Here is a 13830-nt window from a genome sequence, read left to right on the forward strand (position 1 = left end):
AAAGGACCACCGTGACCATCACCACTGCGATGCGAGATGCACCGTCCACGGCTCGACCGAGCGCGAACAAGGCCACTCGTGGCCACGTGAGCTTCGTCGGCGCGGGGCCGGGAGATGCCAGTCTGTTGACGGTGCGCGCCGCCGAGCTGCTGGCTCAGGCCGACATTGTCATCACGGAGCTGCCCGAGCATGCCGCACTCGTCACCAACGGCGCCGACATTGTCGACGGCGGGGTCGGTGAGGACGGCGAGACGCTGACCCACGCGGCTCGCGCACGGCTCGTGGTCAGGCATGCCAAGACCGGCGCGCACGTCGTGCGGCTGATCACTGGCGATCCGTTCACGTACGCCACGGCACCCGAGGAGGCGGCCGCGTGCAGCAAGGCCGGCATCGGCTTCGAGATCGTGCCCGGCATCTCCTCGGTCTCGGCGGTGCCTGCGTATGCCGGTGTGCCGCTGACCAACCGGACGCACCGCGAGTACTCCGTCGTGAGCGTCGGGGATGCCTCGATCAACTGGTCGGACCACTCAGGCCAGGAGACCCTGGTCCTGCTGTCCGCCGTGGCCCGGATCGGAGAGGTCGCCAGCGGCCTCGTCGCCGCCGGACGCTCGGCCGAGACCCCCGTCGCGATGACCCGCGTCGGCACGACGACCGAGCAGACCACGGTCGTCTCGACGCTCGCCGACATCGCCGCCGACGCGAAGGCCGCGGGCATGACCGCGCCGGCTATCACGGTGGTCGGCCAGGTCGTCACGATGCGCGAGGCGCTGTCGTGGTTCGAGACCAAGCCGCTGTACGGCTGGCGCATCCTGGTGCCACGCACCAAGGAGCAGTCCGCCGGACTCGCCGCCCGACTGCGTGGCTTCGGTGCGCTGTCGGAGGAGGTCCCGACCATCTCGGTCGAGCCGCCGCGCAACCCGCAGCAGATGGACAAGGCCGTCCGCGGCCTGGTCGAGGGCCGCTACGAATGGATCGCCTTCACCAGCGTCAACGCGGTCAAGGCCGTGCGGGAGAAGTTCGAGGAGTACGGGCTCGACGCCCGCGCTTTCTCGGGCCTCAAGATCGCCGCTGTCGGTGACAAGACCGCCGAGGCGATCGCGACGTGGGGCATCCGGTCCGACCTGATCCCCACGGGTGAGCAGTCGGCGCGTGGGCTCCTCGAGGACTGGCCGCCGTACGACGACCTGCTCGACCCGATCAACCGGGTCTTCCTGCCTCGAGCCGACATCGCGACCGAGACGCTCGTGGCCGGACTCGTCGATCTGGGCTGGGAGGTCGATGACGTCACGGCCTACCGCACCGTCCGGGCGGCGCCGCCGCCAGCCCCGACACGCGAGGCGATCAAGACCGGCAAGTTCGACGCGGTCATGTTCACCTCGTCGTCCACGGTCCGCAACCTTGTGGGCATCGCCGGAAAGCCACACACGTCGACGATCATCGCGTGTATCGGCCCGGCAACCGCCAAGACCGCCGAGGAGCACGGCCTGCGGGTCGATGTCATCGCCGATTCCCCGTCCGTCGAGGTCCTGGCCGATGCACTCGCCGAGTTCGGGGCAGCGCGTCGTCTGGCGTTCCTTGAAGCTGGCGAGCCGGTGACCAAGCCCTCGCAGAAGCGTCCGTCGACGCGCCGCAAGGCCTGATCATGTCGTTTCCTGCCGACCGTCCTCGTCGCCTGCGCCAGTCGCCGGCGATGAGGCGGCTGGTGGCCGAGACGCACGTCCAGCCGTCTCAGCTGATCCTCCCGATGTTCGTCGCGGAGGGCATCAGCGAGCCGCGACCGATCAGCAGCATGCCCGGCGTCGTCCAGCACACCCGCGAGTCCGCACGCAAGGCGTACGCCGAGGCGGCTGCGCTGGGCCTCGGTGGTGTCATGTTGTTCGGCGTTCCTGAGCACAAGGATCCGCAGGGTTCGGGCGCGCTTGATCCGCAGGGCATCCTCAATGTCGCGCTGGGTGACGCCCGTGCGGAGGTCGGCGACGACCTGCTCGTGATGTCGGACCTGTGCCTCGACGAGTTCACCGACCACGGCCACTGCGGCGTGCTCGACGCGCAGGGCCGGGTCGACAACGACGCAACGGTCCAGATCTACGCGCAGATGGGCGTCGTGCAGGCCGAGTCCGGCGCACACGTCGTCGGGCCCAGCGGCATGATGGACGGCCAGGTCGGCGCAATCCGCTCGGCGCTCGACGCCGCGGGTCACGGCGAGACTGTGATCCTGGCGTACGCGGCCAAGTACTCCTCGGCCTTCTACGGCCCGTTCCGGGAGGCCGTGGGCTCATCGCTCCAGGGCGACCGCAAGACCTACCAGCAGGACCCCGCCAACGCCCGCGAGGCGATCCGGGAGGTGCTCCTGGACATCCAGGAGGGCGCCGACATCGTGATGGTCAAGCCCGCGCTGTCCTACCTCGACCTGATCGCGGACGTGCGCGCGACGGTCAACGTGCCGGTCGCGGCGTACAACATCTCTGGTGAGCTCGCGATGGTCGAGGCCGCTGCGGCCAACGGCTGGATCGACCGTGAGCGCACGATCGACGAGATCATCACGTCGATCCGCCGGGCTGGGGCGGACATCGTCCTGACCTACTGGGCGGTCGAGCTCGCGACCCGCCTGCGCCGCTGAGCTCAGCACGACAACGCACGAAGGGCCGGTCCGTGAGGACCGGCCCTTCGTGCGTCGGATGGAGTCAGCTGAGCAACGAGGTGATGCAGCTCGTGAGCTTGGTCAGGTTGAGCAACGAGATGCCCTCAGCCAGGCACTGCGCCTTGGCCTGGGCCCAGGTCAGCGTCGCGGACCCGCCGCTCGTGCTGCCGCCGCTGGTGCCGCCGCCGCCAGTCGTCGTGCCGCCGCCGGTCAGGTCGCCGACGAGGCCGCCAACCAGTCCGGTCACGCCACCGGTCGTGCCGCTGCTGGTGCCGCCACCGGTCGTGCCGCCGCCGGTGCCGCCACCGGTCGTGCCGCCGCCGGTGCCGCCGCCGGTCGTGCCACCTGCGCCCGGCTTGGGCTTCGGCTTGGGCTCGTTGGCCTTCTGCTCTGCCTTCTTGGCCTTGTCGCGCTGCGTTGACGTCAGCGTCTGGTCATTCGACGAGGACGTCAGGACCGATGCGGTCGAGTAGCCGTTGGGGGACTGGGTGAAGTCGCCCTGCGCGTACTTGGCCGAGATCGAGAGGACCAGGTCGACGTAGGAGTCGGAGTGGTTGTAGCGCTTGACCGCAGAAGCCGCGCCCGACCGGCTCGACAGGTCGTCGGTGCCGGCGCACAGGTAGATGCCTGCCGAGGTCGCAGCATCGTCGATGTCCTGCGGGTTCTTCTTGCCGTCGTTGTCGGAGTCGACACCGACGGACTTCCAGGTGCCGGGGATGAACTGCATCGGGCCGACCGCGCGGTCGTAGACCGGGTCCTTGTCGAGCGCGCCGCTGTCCGTGTCGGAGATCTTGGCGCGCCCGTTCTTGCCGTCGAGCGCGACGCCGTAGATGCCGGGCGTCGCGACTCCGTCGGCGTTTAGCGAGTTGCCGTTGGTGCGGCCGTGATTGGACTCGACGCGGCCGATCGCGGCGACGAGGTTCCACGGGAGGTTGCAGGACTGGTCGGCCTTGCCCAGGAGGGTCTCGGCGCGGCGGTAGGCGTACAGCGCGGAGGACGGGATGCCATTGGTCGACAGCGTCGAGACGGTGCCGGCGAGACCAGCCTTCTCATCGATGCCAGCGGGGGTCGGCTGCACACTGGCGGGCTGCTCGAACGCGGTCGCCGGTACGGCCGGGATGTCCGATGTCGAGCTGTCGCCTGCGGCGGTCGCGAGCTGCGCATTGGAGAGCGCGGCTCCCCAGGCACCGACCAGAACGGCCATCGGGACCAGCGCGCTGGCCTTCTGCCAACGCGTGAGCTTGCGAGCTCCCATAAGACGTGCCCTCCATGCTGTCGCGGTGTCGCGACATAAGCGTAAACCGATGTTACAGCAGCCCCAGTGTGGCCGCATAGTCAACGAACACCCACACAACGATTCCGGACACCTCCAAGTTACGGTCCGATGACGCCGCCGACCAACCGGAAATGCCATTGAGGACAATGGATGGTGTGACTCCGAACCCCGCATCGCAACGACTGTTCGCCCGCGCACGTGATGTCTCGCCCGGCGGGGTCAACTCGCCGGTGCGTGCCTTTCGCGCGGTCGGCGGGACGCCGATCTTCATGCGGTCCGGTTCGGGCGCCTGGCTCACCGACGTCGACGACAACCGCTACGTCGACCTGGTCGGCTCGTGGGGGCCCATGCTGCTGGGCCACGCGCACCCGGAGGTCCTGGCTGCGGTCGCCGACGCCGTGGGTCGGGGCACCTCGTTCGGGACGCCGAGCGAGCCCGAGGTGCTGCTGGCCGAGGAGATCGTTGGTCGAACTCCGGTTGAGTCGGTGCGGATGGTCTCATCCGGCACCGAGGCCACGATGTCGGCGATCCGGCTGGCCCGCGGTTTCACCGGCCGCGACAAGATCGTGAAGTTCGCCGGTTGCTACCACGGTCATGTGGATGCGTTGCTGGCCGAAGCCGGCTCGGGCGTCGTGACGCTGGGCCTGCCCGAGACGCCCGGTGTGCCTGCGCATGTCACGGCCGACACGATCGTCCTGCCGTTCAACGACCGCGATGCCGTGGAAGCGGCGTTCGCCGAGTACGGCGACCAGATCGCCTGCCTCATCACGGAGGCCGCCGCGGGGAACATGGGCGTCGTCCCCCCCGAGCCCGGGTTCAACGCATTCCTCGCCGAGACGTGCACGCGCAACGGCGCACTGTTCATCAGCGACGAGGTCATGACGGGATTCCGAGTGACCCGCTCGGGCCACTGGGGCCTCGACGGGGAGCCCGAGGGCTGGCGCCCAGACCTCCTGACGTTCGGCAAGGTCATGGGTGGTGGATTCCCCGCCGCCGCATTCGGCGGTCGGCGTGACGTCATGGAGATGCTGGCCCCCGTCGGGCCGGTCTACCAGGCCGGAACGCTCTCGGGCAATCCGATCGCCACGACTGCGGGCCTGGTGACCCTGCAGCTCGCGGACGCCGCGGCGTACGCCCGGCTCGACGACGCCTCGGCCCAGCTGCAGGGGCTGGTGGCCGGTGCGCTGGATGCAGCCGGTGTCCCGCACGTCCTGCAGAACGCCGGCAACATGTTCAGCGTGTTCTGGGGCGTCGACGCGCCGGTGACCAGCTTCGCCGGCGCGCAGGGCCAGGAGACGTGGCGCTACACGCCGTTCTTCCACGCGATGTTGGACGCCGGGGTCTACCTCCCGCCAAGCGCATTCGAGAGCTGGTTCGTCTCGGCGGCGCACGACTCGGAGGCACTCTCTAGAATTGCCGAAGCGCTCCCCGGAGCCGCCCGCGCAGCCGCCCAGGCCGTCAGCCCTGATCGAAAGACGTAGAGGAAGCCGAATGAGCACTCGCACGACGATCCACCTCATGCGCCATGGCGAGGTCCACAACCCGCTGGGTGTTCTCTACGGACGCATTGCCGGCTACAACCTCTCCGAACTGGGTCACGAGATGGCCGCCAAGGTCGCCGAATCACTCAAGGGCAACGACATCACCCACCTCGTCGCCTCACCACTGGAGCGCGCACAGCAGACAGCCAAGCCGATCTCGGAGATCCTCAAGCTGGACATCACGACCGACGAGCGGGTCATCGAGGCCGGCAACCGGTTCGAGGGCAAGACCTTCGGCGTGGGCGACGGCGCCCTGAAACGTCCCCAGAACTGGTGGCTCCTGCGCAACCCGCTCCGCCCCTCGTGGGGTGAGCCGTACAAGGAGATCGCAGCGCGGATGCGGGCCGCGGTCGACGACGCCCGGGACGCCGCACGGGGCCACGAGGCGGTCATCGTCTCGCACCAGCTCCCGGTCTGGACCGCGCGCCGCTCCTACGAGCGCGCCCGCTTCGCGCATGACCCGCGCAAACGCCAGTGCTCGCTGGCCAGCCTGACGACCCTGACGTTCGACGACGACGCCTTCGTCGGCCTGACGTACAGCGAGCCGGCCGGCGACCTGATCCCGGAGGCCCTGCGCAACAAGTTCGTCGGAGGCGCATGAGGCGCCTGCGTCACCGCGCGGCTCGCCACGTCCCCGTCGTGCTGGCAGCCGCGGCGCTGCTCGTGCTGACGGCGTGCGGCGGTGGCCGTGACCGCACGACCGACGGCTATGTCGGGGCGGACGGCAGCAAGGGCGGACTCGTGGTCCTGGTCGACGCGGCAGATCGGAAGCCCGCGCCGGTCCTGACCGGTGAAGGGCTTGACGGCCGACCGCTGTCGACCGCTGACTTCGCCGGCAAGACCTTGGTCATCAACCTCTGGGGGCCGTGGTGCCCGCCGTGCCGTGCCGAGGCGCCTGCGCTCAAGGAGGTCTCCGAGGAGTACGCCGATAGGGACGTGCAGTTCATCGGCCTGCTGACCAAGACCCCTGACCCGTCGAGCGCGATCGCGTTCAACCGGCGCCAGGGCATCACGTACCCCAGCTTCCTCGACCAGGGCGGCAGCCTCGAGCTGGGATTCGTCAAGAGCCTGCCGACGCAGGCCATCCCCACAACCTGGGTCATCGACTCCAAGGGCAGAGTCGCCGCCCGCATCATGGATCCCAAGCTGCGTGCCTCGACGCTGGCCGGTGTCATCGACGACGTGCAGAAGAGCGTGTCGTGACGGACTGGTTCAGCGAGACGATCCTCTCGGGCAATCTGCTCCTCGCCGTACCCGTCGCGGTCCTGGCCGGACTGATCTCGTTCTTCTCACCATGCGTCGTGCCACTGCTGCCGGGCTACCTCTCCTACGTCTCGGGTGTCGCCGCCCAGGATCTGGAGACGGCTCGCCGCGGTCGGCTGCTCGCCGGGGCGTTGCTGTTCGTGCTCGGCTTCACGACGGTGTTCGTCCTGGGCGGTGCGCTGTTCGGCTCGGTCGGCCTCGAGCTGCAGAAGTACCAACGGGAGCTCTCGGTCGTCACCGGAATCCTCGTCATCGTGCTGGGCCTGGTCTTCATCGGCTTCGTGCCGTTCATGCAGCGGGAGTCCCGCGTGCACGCCGTGCCGACCGTCGGGCTGGCGATCGCGCCGGTGCTCGGGGTGTTCTTCGGGCTGGGCTGGACGCCATGCATCGGCCCGACCCTCGCCGCGGTCCTCGGCCTGTCCTTTGCGGCCGATGATGCATCGGCGGCACGAGGTGCCTTCCTGGCCTTCACCTACTGCCTCGGCCTGGGCATCCCGTTCGTCCTGGCGGCACTCGGCTTCGGCCGATTCATGCACGCCCTGTCATGGTTCAAGCGCAACCAGCGCCTCGTCTCGATCACCGGCGGTGCCCTGCTGATTGCCGTCGGCCTGATGCTGGTCACCGGCCTGTGGGATCACCTGGTCGGCGAGATGCAGACCTGGGTCACCGGATTCGAGGCACCCGTATGAGCACCAACGCCGTCAGTGAGCTGGGCCGCCGGGCGATGACTCGGTGGTTCTGGCGCCAGCTGACCTCGATGCGTACGGCGCTGTTCCTGCTGCTCCTGCTCGCGATCGCAGCTGTCCCTGGATCGCTCGTACCGCAGCGCGGGGTCGATGCCCGCGCCGTCGAGCGCTACTTCATCGACCACCCCGGCAGTGCGCCGACGCTCGACAAACTGGGATTCTTCAGCGTCTATGCCTCACCGTGGTTCAGCGCGATCTACCTGCTGCTGATGATCTCTCTGGTCGGCTGCATCATCCCGCGGTCGTTCGTCTACTTCCGGGCGCTGCGGGCCAGGCCGCCCAAGGCTCCGCGCAACTTCGCCCGCCTGCCCGCTTCGGCATCGTTTGACACCTCAGCCACGATCGAGGAGGTCGTCGCCGCGGGTCGCGGGGCGCTCGGTCGCGCCCGGGTCGACGTCGTGGATCGCGAGGCGGGTGTCGCGGAGGTGAGCGCCGAGAAGGGCTACCTGCGCGAAGCCGGCAACCTGATCTTCCACATCAGCGTCGTGGTCGTGCTGGTCGGCGTGGCCTTCGGGACGTTGTTCGGCTCCCGTGGCTCCGCGATCGTGACGGAGGGGCAGGGCTTCTCCAACTCGCTGACGCAGTACGACGAGTTCGGGTCCGGGGCGTTGTTCGACGCGGGTCAGCTGCCGCCGTTCTCCCTCAAGCTCGACGACCTCACGGCGAAGTTCCAGCCGCTTGGCAGCCAGCAGGCCGGGGCGCCGCGACTGTTCCGTGCGCAGGGCACCTACACCTCGGAGCCGGGATCTGATCGCCGCCCGTTCGACATCACGGTCAACCACCCGCTCGAGATCAACGGCACGTCGGTGTACCTCGTGGGCCAGGGCTACTCGCCGGTCATCAAGGTCACCGATGCCCAGGGCGACGTCGTGTTCAACGAAGCTGTGCCGTTCCTCCCGAGCGACTCGACGTACACCTCCAACGGCGTCATCAAGGTCGCCGACTCCGAGCCCGAGCAGCTCGGCTTCCAGGGCTTCTTCCTGCCGACCGCGGCAACGGGTGCCGATGGTGCCTCGATCTCGATCTTCCCGGCCGCCGCCAACCCGCTGCTCGGGCTGTTCGTCTGGCACGGCGACCTGGGCCTGGACGACGGCACTCCGCAATCGGTCTACATCCTCGACAAGACCGCGATGGAGCAGTACCTCGCGCCGACCGGCAAGGGCTACCGGATCAGCCTCTCGCCGGGGCAGGCCCAGGACCTTCCGGACGGCGGCACGATCGAGTTCGTGGCGCTCAAGCAGTTCGCCCGGTTCCAGATCAGCTCGTCGCCCTTGGTCAAGGTGCCCTTGATCGGGATCATCGCTGGGCTGGTGGGCCTGATGGCCTCGCTCTCGGTCAAGCCTCGGCGGACCTGGATCCGCGCGCGTCGGGATGGCTCACGTACCGTGGTGGACGTCGCCGTTCTCGATCGCGTGCCCCGTGATGACCTGCCGGCCGACCTGGACGATTTTCTCAAGCGGTTCCGTGAAGCGCTCGGGGACATAGAGGAGAGAGCATGACGCTCGCGCAGTACGAACAGTTCTCCAACTACGCCGTCGCGTCGGCCACGGGCATCCTTGCCCTGGCATTCGTCATGTACGTCGCGCAATGGGGATTCGCCCGCAACGTCGCCCCGGATCGTGAGCTCGTGGGCGCCAGCACATCGTTGCCCGAGTCGTCTGCCGCGCAGGAGATCGGCGTCGAGCGCAGCAACATGGCCGGCAGCATCGGCTTCTCCCTCACCGGACTATCGTGGCTCGTGCTGCTCGTCGGCGTCGTCGCCCGCGGCCTGTCCGCGCAGCGGGTGCCATGGGGCAACATGTACGAGTTCGGCTGCGCAGCAGTCCTGGTCGCGCTGACGGCGTACATCGTGCTGGTCCGCATGTGGGCGATCGACTGGGTCGGCCCGATCATCACGGGCTTCGGCACCGTCGTGCTGGGCCTCTCGGCGTTGGTCTTCGTGCCGTCCGGTCCGCTCGTCCCGGCCCTGCACTCGTACTGGCTGGTCATCCACGTGCTCGGTGCGATGATCTCGGGCTCGGCGTTCCTCGTCGGTGCCGCGGCGTCGGTGCTCTACCTGGTCAAGTCCCGGGCCGAGCGCAACACCGCGGCCGAGGACCGTGTGGGCTTCCTGTGGCGCATCCCGCCGTCGGCCAAGATCGACCAGGTCGCCTACCGTGTGCACGCTTTTGCCTTCCCGATCTGGACCTTCGCGGCTCTCATCGCGGGCCCGATCTGGGCGCAGTACGCGTGGGGCCGCTACTGGGGCTGGGACCCCAAGGAGGTCTGGGCGTTCATCACCTGGGTCGTCTACGCCGGCTACCTGCATGCGCGGGCCACCGCCGGGTGGAAGGGAAAGGCCGCCGCGATCCTGGCGCTCGTCGGCTTCGCCACGTTCGTGTTCAACTTCGTGGGCATCAATCTCTTCGTCGCGGGGATGCACTCGTACGCCAAGTAGGGCGCGCGGCTCATACCTCGCCGCTTCACCGGCTCGTTCCTCGCCGGTGCCGGGCTTCGCCCGGGCGCCTGCCGTTGCTCGCTGCGCTCGCTCGGCCCCGCGACTGAGTTCGGGACGGTCGGGGGCGCGTGCCTCCACTTTGGGGGATGAAAATCGTGGGTCGCGCATGGTGGTGTCTGGCTCTCACCTTTGGATAGGGTCGGCTCCGTGGGAGCACAGATCACGGCCGACGGCCTTGTCATGTCTTACGGCGATGTTCGCGCTGTCGACGGAGTCAGCTTCTCCGTCGCGGCAGGGGAGTTCTTTGGGCTCCTGGGGCCCAACGGGGCCGGCAAGACCACGACGCTCGAGATGGTCGAAGGGCTGCGCAAGCCGCAGGCTGGCCAGGTCCGCATCGACGGTCACGAGCCGTGGAAGCGCGAGCCGGCCCTGCAGCGCCGGATGGGCGTACAGCTGCAGTCGTCGGCCTTCTTCGAACGCCTGACCGCGCGCGAGCAGCTCGACACCTTCGGCGCGCTCTACGGTGTCGCGGCCGAGCGCACTGACGAGATGCTCGAGCAGGTCGGCCTGACCGACAAGGCCGGCACCCGCACCGAGGACCTCTCCGGTGGTCAGAAGCAGCGCCTCTCGATCGCCTGCGCGCTGGTGCACGACCCTGATGTCGTGTTCCTCGACGAGCCGACCGCGGCGCTCGACCCGCAGGCCCGCCGCAACCTCTGGGACGTGCTGCGCGGGCTCAACGAGTCGGGCCGGACCGTGGTCCTCACGACGCACTACATGGACGAGGCCGAGGCCCTGTGCGACCGGGTCGCGATCATGGACTCGGGCCGGATCCTCGAGCTGGACACCCCGGCCGCCCTGGTCCGCGCCCTCGACGCGCCGGTCCGGATCAGCCTCGCGCCCGGCACGCTCTCGATCGATGCTGCCCGCGCCCTCGCCGGCACGGACGTCGTGAGCGCCCAGGACTCGGCCCTCACGATCACGACCCGCGATCCGGCGCGCATCCTGACCGCGCTGGCCGACGAGGACGCGCTCGCTGGCCTGAGCGTCAAAGGCGCTTCGCTCGAGGACGTCTTCCTGGAGCTGACCGGACGGGAGTACCGCGCATGACCGCGTTCCGCAGCCTGGCCCGGGCGATGCTGAAGGGCTTCTTTCGAGACCGGATGGCGTTCTTCTTCGCGGTGATCTTCCCGCTGATGTTCCTCGTGCTGTTCGGTGGGCTGCTCGGCGGCTCGGGCGGCTCACGGACGGACATCGAGCAGGTCGGACCGGTGCCGGTGCTCGATGATGCGCCGAAGGAGGTGCGCGCCTACCTGGACGAGAGCCTGACGATCCACCGCTCGACCGATCAGGAGGCCGCGATCCGCAAGGTGCGCAAGGGTGAGACCGACGCGATGATCATGCAGCGCGGCGACACCCTCGTCGTCCGGTTCTCCCGCGCCGACCAGGTCAAGGCCGCGACGGTGCAGGGGACGTTCCAGGCGGTCGTGCAGTCGGCCAACATCGCCGCGACCGGGCAGCAGCCGACGTTCACCCTCGAGGCCGACCAGGTCGAGGACGAGTCGCTCTCGGCGATCCAGTTCTACACACCTGGCCTGATGGGATGGGCCATCGCGTCCGGCGCGACGTTCGGTGCCGCGACCAACCTCGTCGTGTGGCGCAAGAACGGGCTGCTGCGGCGGCTGCGTCTGGCGCCGATCCCGACGTGGGCCGTGGTCCTCGCCCGCATCGCGGTCAGCATGGCCATCGCGGCGGTGCAGGCGGCGATCTTCATCGGGGTCGGCGCAGCATTCTTCGGGCTAACGCTCTCCGGCTGGTGGCCGATGATCATCCCCTTGCTCGCGGCGGGGACCTTGGCCTTCATGGCGCTCGGCCTGCTCGCCGGCGCGGTGTCCAAGAGCGAGGAGGCGGCAGTCGGCATCGCCAACTTCGTCGTGCTGCCGATGGCGTTCCTGTCAGGGTCGTTCTTCCCGCTCGACGGTGCACCGTCCTGGGTTGCTGCGGTGAGCCAGATCCTGCCGCTCAAGCACCTCAACGACGGGATGCTCGACACCATGGTGCGCGGCGAGGGTCCGTCTGCGGCGCTCGCGCCGATCCTGATCCTGCTGGGCTTCGCCGTGGTCGTCTCCGCGATCGCCAGCAGGCTGTTCCGCTGGGACACCTGACCGGGCTGGGTCGACCCAGCCGGGGTCACAGACCGCGCAGGTAGTCCGGGTCGTCGTCGGGGCCCATCGGTCCCCCGGGCTTGGGCGGCTTCCCCGTCTGCGGCTTGCCCATCCCGGGGAGCTGACGCTTGCGTCCGAGCAGCAACCACAGCACGGGTCCGATGCCAACGATCAGCAGCACGACGAACCACAGCGGCTTGGGGACATATCGCACGCGATCGCGGGGCGTGGCGATCAGGTCGAACAGGGCATACACGAACAGTGCGATCCCAATGACCACGAGGATGAACTTGCCCATGGCCCAACGTTACCGGGCGGTCCGCAACCAGCCTGCCACCGGAAGCCGACGAACGATTAGGCTGCCGCCATGAAGGCTTTCTGGTCCTACACGTTGGCGCGCCTCGCTCTGTTCGGAACAACTTTCGGTGTCGTCTGGTTGATCGCCTCGTTCTTCGTCGAGTGGGGCAATGCCACGACGTTGTTCGTGCTGCTGATCGCGCTCGTGTTGTCGTCGGTGATCTCGATCTTCGCCCTCGCCGGGCTGCGCGACAATCTCGCGCAGAACGTGCAGGAGCGTGCCGCGCGGATGACCAAGCGGGTCGAGGAGTCGCGCAATGCCGAAGACGTCGACTGAGAGTCGCGCCTGGATCGCCGAGGCCATCCGCCGGGTCGACGCCGACGCCAACCGCAGTGCCGACACGCACCTGCATGTCCTGCCGATCCCGGTGCCGGGCATCGAGCTCTATCTCAAGGACGAGTCGGTGCACCCCACCGGCAGTCTCAAGCACCGGCTGGCCAGGTCGCTGTTCCTCTACGCGCTGTGCAATGGCTGGATCCACGGTGGATCGACCGTCATCGAGGCGTCCAGCGGCTCGACCGCGGTCAGCGAGGCGTACTTCGCCCGGCTCGTCGGTCTGCCTTTCGTCGCGGTCATGCCGGCCTCGACGAGCCCGGAAAAGATCGCACTGATCGAGTTCTACGGCGGGCGCTGCCACCTTGTCGACGATCCCGGCACGGTCTACGACGTCGCCCGTGAGCTCGCCGACAAGTGCGGCGGCCATTACATGGACCAGTTCACGTACGCCGAACGGGCGACGGACTGGCGGGGCAACAACAACATCGCCGAGTCGATCTTCGAGCAGCTCTCCGCCGAGCCCCACCCGTGTCCCAGCCTGATCGTGGTCGGTGCAGGCACGGGCGGGACGTCCGCGACGATCGGCCGGTTCGTTCGCTACCGCCGGTTCAACACCCGCATCGTGGTGGCCGACCCGGAAAACTCCGCGTTCTACGGCGGCTGGGAGTCTGACAGCTCCGACGTCACGACCGACAAGCCATCGCGCATCGAGGGCATCGGCCGGATGCGCATTGAGGGGTCTTTCGTCGGCGGGGTCATCGACGACATGGTCCGTGTGCCGGACGCCGCCTCGATCGCTGCGATGCGGTGGGTCTCGGGCATCCTCGGCCGGCCGGTCGGCGGATCGACCGGCACCAACATCTGGGCCTCTTTGCAGAAGATCGGCGAGATGCGCGAGGCCGGCGAGAGCGGCAGCGTCGTGACGCTCCTGTGCGACGGTGGCGAGCGCTACGCCAACACGTACTACGACGACACCTGGTTGGCCGAGCGCGGCATCGACGTCACGCCGTACGCCGCTGCGCTCGCCGAGTTCGACCGCACCGGCACCCTCCCTAGGGTCTGACCCACCAGCCCTCCCCAATTCCCCAAGATGTGGGCACATCCCGGGTTTTTGCCGCGCTGGAATG

14 protein-coding genes are annotated in these 13830 nt (G+C 68.5%); 12 read left to right on the top strand and 2 right to left on the bottom strand.

Annotated features, from left to right (window positions below):
- Window positions 1–29: 29 nt before the first annotated feature.
- Both C6I20_RS00825 and hemB read left to right on the top strand, forming a co-directional pair.
- Window positions 30–1640 (top strand): uroporphyrinogen-III synthase, encoded by a 1611-nt coding sequence (locus tag C6I20_RS00825; protein ID WP_118398405.1) that lies wholly within the window; start codon window positions 30–32, stop codon window positions 1638–1640.
- Window positions 1641–1642: 2 nt separating this feature from the next.
- Window positions 1643–2620 (top strand): porphobilinogen synthase, encoded by a 978-nt coding sequence (gene hemB, locus C6I20_RS00830; protein ID WP_118394227.1) that lies wholly within the window; start codon window positions 1643–1645, stop codon window positions 2618–2620.
- A 64-nt stretch (window positions 2621–2684) separates the two neighbouring features.
- Here hemB and C6I20_RS00835 read toward each other — a convergent pair whose 3' ends face one another.
- Complete coding sequence (locus tag C6I20_RS00835) at window positions 2685–3896, bottom strand: lytic transglycosylase domain-containing protein (protein WP_162891050.1); 1212 nt, start codon at window positions 3894–3896, stop codon at window positions 2685–2687.
- A gap of 176 nt (window positions 3897–4072) precedes the next feature.
- On the opposite strand from C6I20_RS00835, the gene hemL reads away from it, so the two are divergent.
- The 8 genes from hemL to C6I20_RS00875 all read left to right on the top strand — a co-directional run bounded on the left by hemL (window position 4073) and on the right by C6I20_RS00875 (window position 12069).
- Window positions 4073–5398 (top strand): glutamate-1-semialdehyde 2,1-aminomutase, encoded by a 1326-nt coding sequence (hemL, locus tag C6I20_RS00840; RefSeq protein ID WP_254052198.1) that lies wholly within the window; start codon window positions 4073–4075, stop codon window positions 5396–5398.
- Window positions 5399–5408: 10 nt separating this feature from the next.
- On the top strand, window positions 5409–6059 hold the full coding sequence (locus C6I20_RS00845; protein WP_118394230.1) for a histidine phosphatase family protein: 651 nt from the start codon (window positions 5409–5411) through the stop codon (window positions 6057–6059).
- Complete coding sequence (locus C6I20_RS00850) at window positions 6056–6661, top strand: TlpA disulfide reductase family protein (RefSeq protein WP_118394231.1); 606 nt, start codon at window positions 6056–6058, stop codon at window positions 6659–6661. The genes C6I20_RS00845 and C6I20_RS00850 overlap by 4 nt, the downstream gene beginning before the upstream one ends.
- Complete coding sequence (locus C6I20_RS00855) at window positions 6658–7410, top strand: cytochrome c biogenesis CcdA family protein (protein ID WP_118394232.1); 753 nt, start codon at window positions 6658–6660, stop codon at window positions 7408–7410. The genes C6I20_RS00850 and C6I20_RS00855 overlap by 4 nt, the downstream gene beginning before the upstream one ends.
- Window positions 7407–8966 (top strand): cytochrome c biogenesis protein ResB, encoded by a 1560-nt coding sequence (locus C6I20_RS00860; protein ID WP_118394233.1) that lies wholly within the window; start codon window positions 7407–7409, stop codon window positions 8964–8966. Before C6I20_RS00855 ends, C6I20_RS00860 begins: the two co-directional genes overlap by 4 nt.
- Window positions 8963–9904 (top strand): c-type cytochrome biogenesis protein CcsB, encoded by a 942-nt coding sequence (gene ccsB / locus C6I20_RS00865; RefSeq protein WP_118394234.1) that lies wholly within the window; start codon window positions 8963–8965, stop codon window positions 9902–9904. The genes C6I20_RS00860 and ccsB overlap by 4 nt, the downstream gene beginning before the upstream one ends.
- 207 nt (window positions 9905–10111) lie before the next feature.
- Window positions 10112–11014, top strand: coding sequence for an ABC transporter ATP-binding protein (locus tag C6I20_RS00870; protein ID WP_216822955.1), 903 nt, complete (start codon window positions 10112–10114; stop codon window positions 11012–11014).
- Window positions 11011–12069, top strand: a complete 1059-nt coding sequence (locus C6I20_RS00875; RefSeq protein ID WP_118394235.1) for an ABC transporter permease — start codon at window positions 11011–11013, stop codon at window positions 12067–12069. Before C6I20_RS00870 ends, C6I20_RS00875 begins: the two co-directional genes overlap by 4 nt.
- 25 nt (window positions 12070–12094) lie before the next feature.
- On the opposite strand, the gene C6I20_RS00880 is transcribed toward C6I20_RS00875, so the two are convergent.
- Window positions 12095–12367, bottom strand: a complete 273-nt coding sequence (locus C6I20_RS00880) for a PLDc N-terminal domain-containing protein (RefSeq protein ID WP_118394236.1) — start codon at window positions 12365–12367, stop codon at window positions 12095–12097.
- Between the two features lie 69 nt (window positions 12368–12436).
- On the opposite strand from C6I20_RS00880, the gene C6I20_RS00885 reads away from it, so the two are divergent.
- Together C6I20_RS00885 and C6I20_RS00890 are read left to right on the top strand one after the other, a co-directional pair.
- Window positions 12437–12703 (top strand): DUF4229 domain-containing protein, encoded by a 267-nt coding sequence (locus C6I20_RS00885; RefSeq protein ID WP_118394237.1) that lies wholly within the window; start codon window positions 12437–12439, stop codon window positions 12701–12703.
- Window positions 12684–13766, top strand: a complete 1083-nt coding sequence (locus C6I20_RS00890) for a PLP-dependent cysteine synthase family protein (RefSeq protein WP_118394238.1) — start codon at window positions 12684–12686, stop codon at window positions 13764–13766. The genes C6I20_RS00885 and C6I20_RS00890 overlap by 20 nt, the downstream gene beginning before the upstream one ends.
- Window positions 13767–13830: the final 64 nt, after the last annotated feature.

Source organism: Aeromicrobium sp. A1-2 (assembly GCF_003443875.1).
Lineage (GTDB): Bacteria > Actinomycetota > Actinomycetes > Propionibacteriales > Nocardioidaceae > Aeromicrobium.

Coding starts and splice junctions, on each gene's coding strand:
- C6I20_RS00825 (WP_118398405.1), top strand. CDS start 30: ATGCGAGATGCACCGTCCACGGCTCGACCGAGCGCGAACAAGGCCACT.
- hemB (WP_118394227.1), top strand. CDS start 1,643: ATGTCGTTTCCTGCCGACCGTCCTCGTCGCCTGCGCCAGTCGCCGGCG.
- C6I20_RS00835 (WP_162891050.1), bottom strand. CDS start 3,896: ATGGGAGCTCGCAAGCTCACGCGTTGGCAGAAGGCCAGCGCGCTGGTC.
- C6I20_RS00845 (WP_118394230.1), top strand. CDS start 5,409: ATGAGCACTCGCACGACGATCCACCTCATGCGCCATGGCGAGGTCCAC.
- C6I20_RS00850 (WP_118394231.1), top strand. CDS start 6,056: ATGAGGCGCCTGCGTCACCGCGCGGCTCGCCACGTCCCCGTCGTGCTG.
- C6I20_RS00860 (WP_118394233.1), top strand. CDS start 7,407: ATGAGCACCAACGCCGTCAGTGAGCTGGGCCGCCGGGCGATGACTCGG.
- ccsB (WP_118394234.1), top strand. CDS start 8,963: ATGACGCTCGCGCAGTACGAACAGTTCTCCAACTACGCCGTCGCGTCG.
- C6I20_RS00875 (WP_118394235.1), top strand. CDS start 11,011: ATGACCGCGTTCCGCAGCCTGGCCCGGGCGATGCTGAAGGGCTTCTTT.
- C6I20_RS00880 (WP_118394236.1), bottom strand. CDS start 12,367: ATGGGCAAGTTCATCCTCGTGGTCATTGGGATCGCACTGTTCGTGTAT.
- C6I20_RS00885 (WP_118394237.1), top strand. CDS start 12,437: ATGAAGGCTTTCTGGTCCTACACGTTGGCGCGCCTCGCTCTGTTCGGA.
- C6I20_RS00890 (WP_118394238.1), top strand. CDS start 12,684: ATGCCGAAGACGTCGACTGAGAGTCGCGCCTGGATCGCCGAGGCCATC.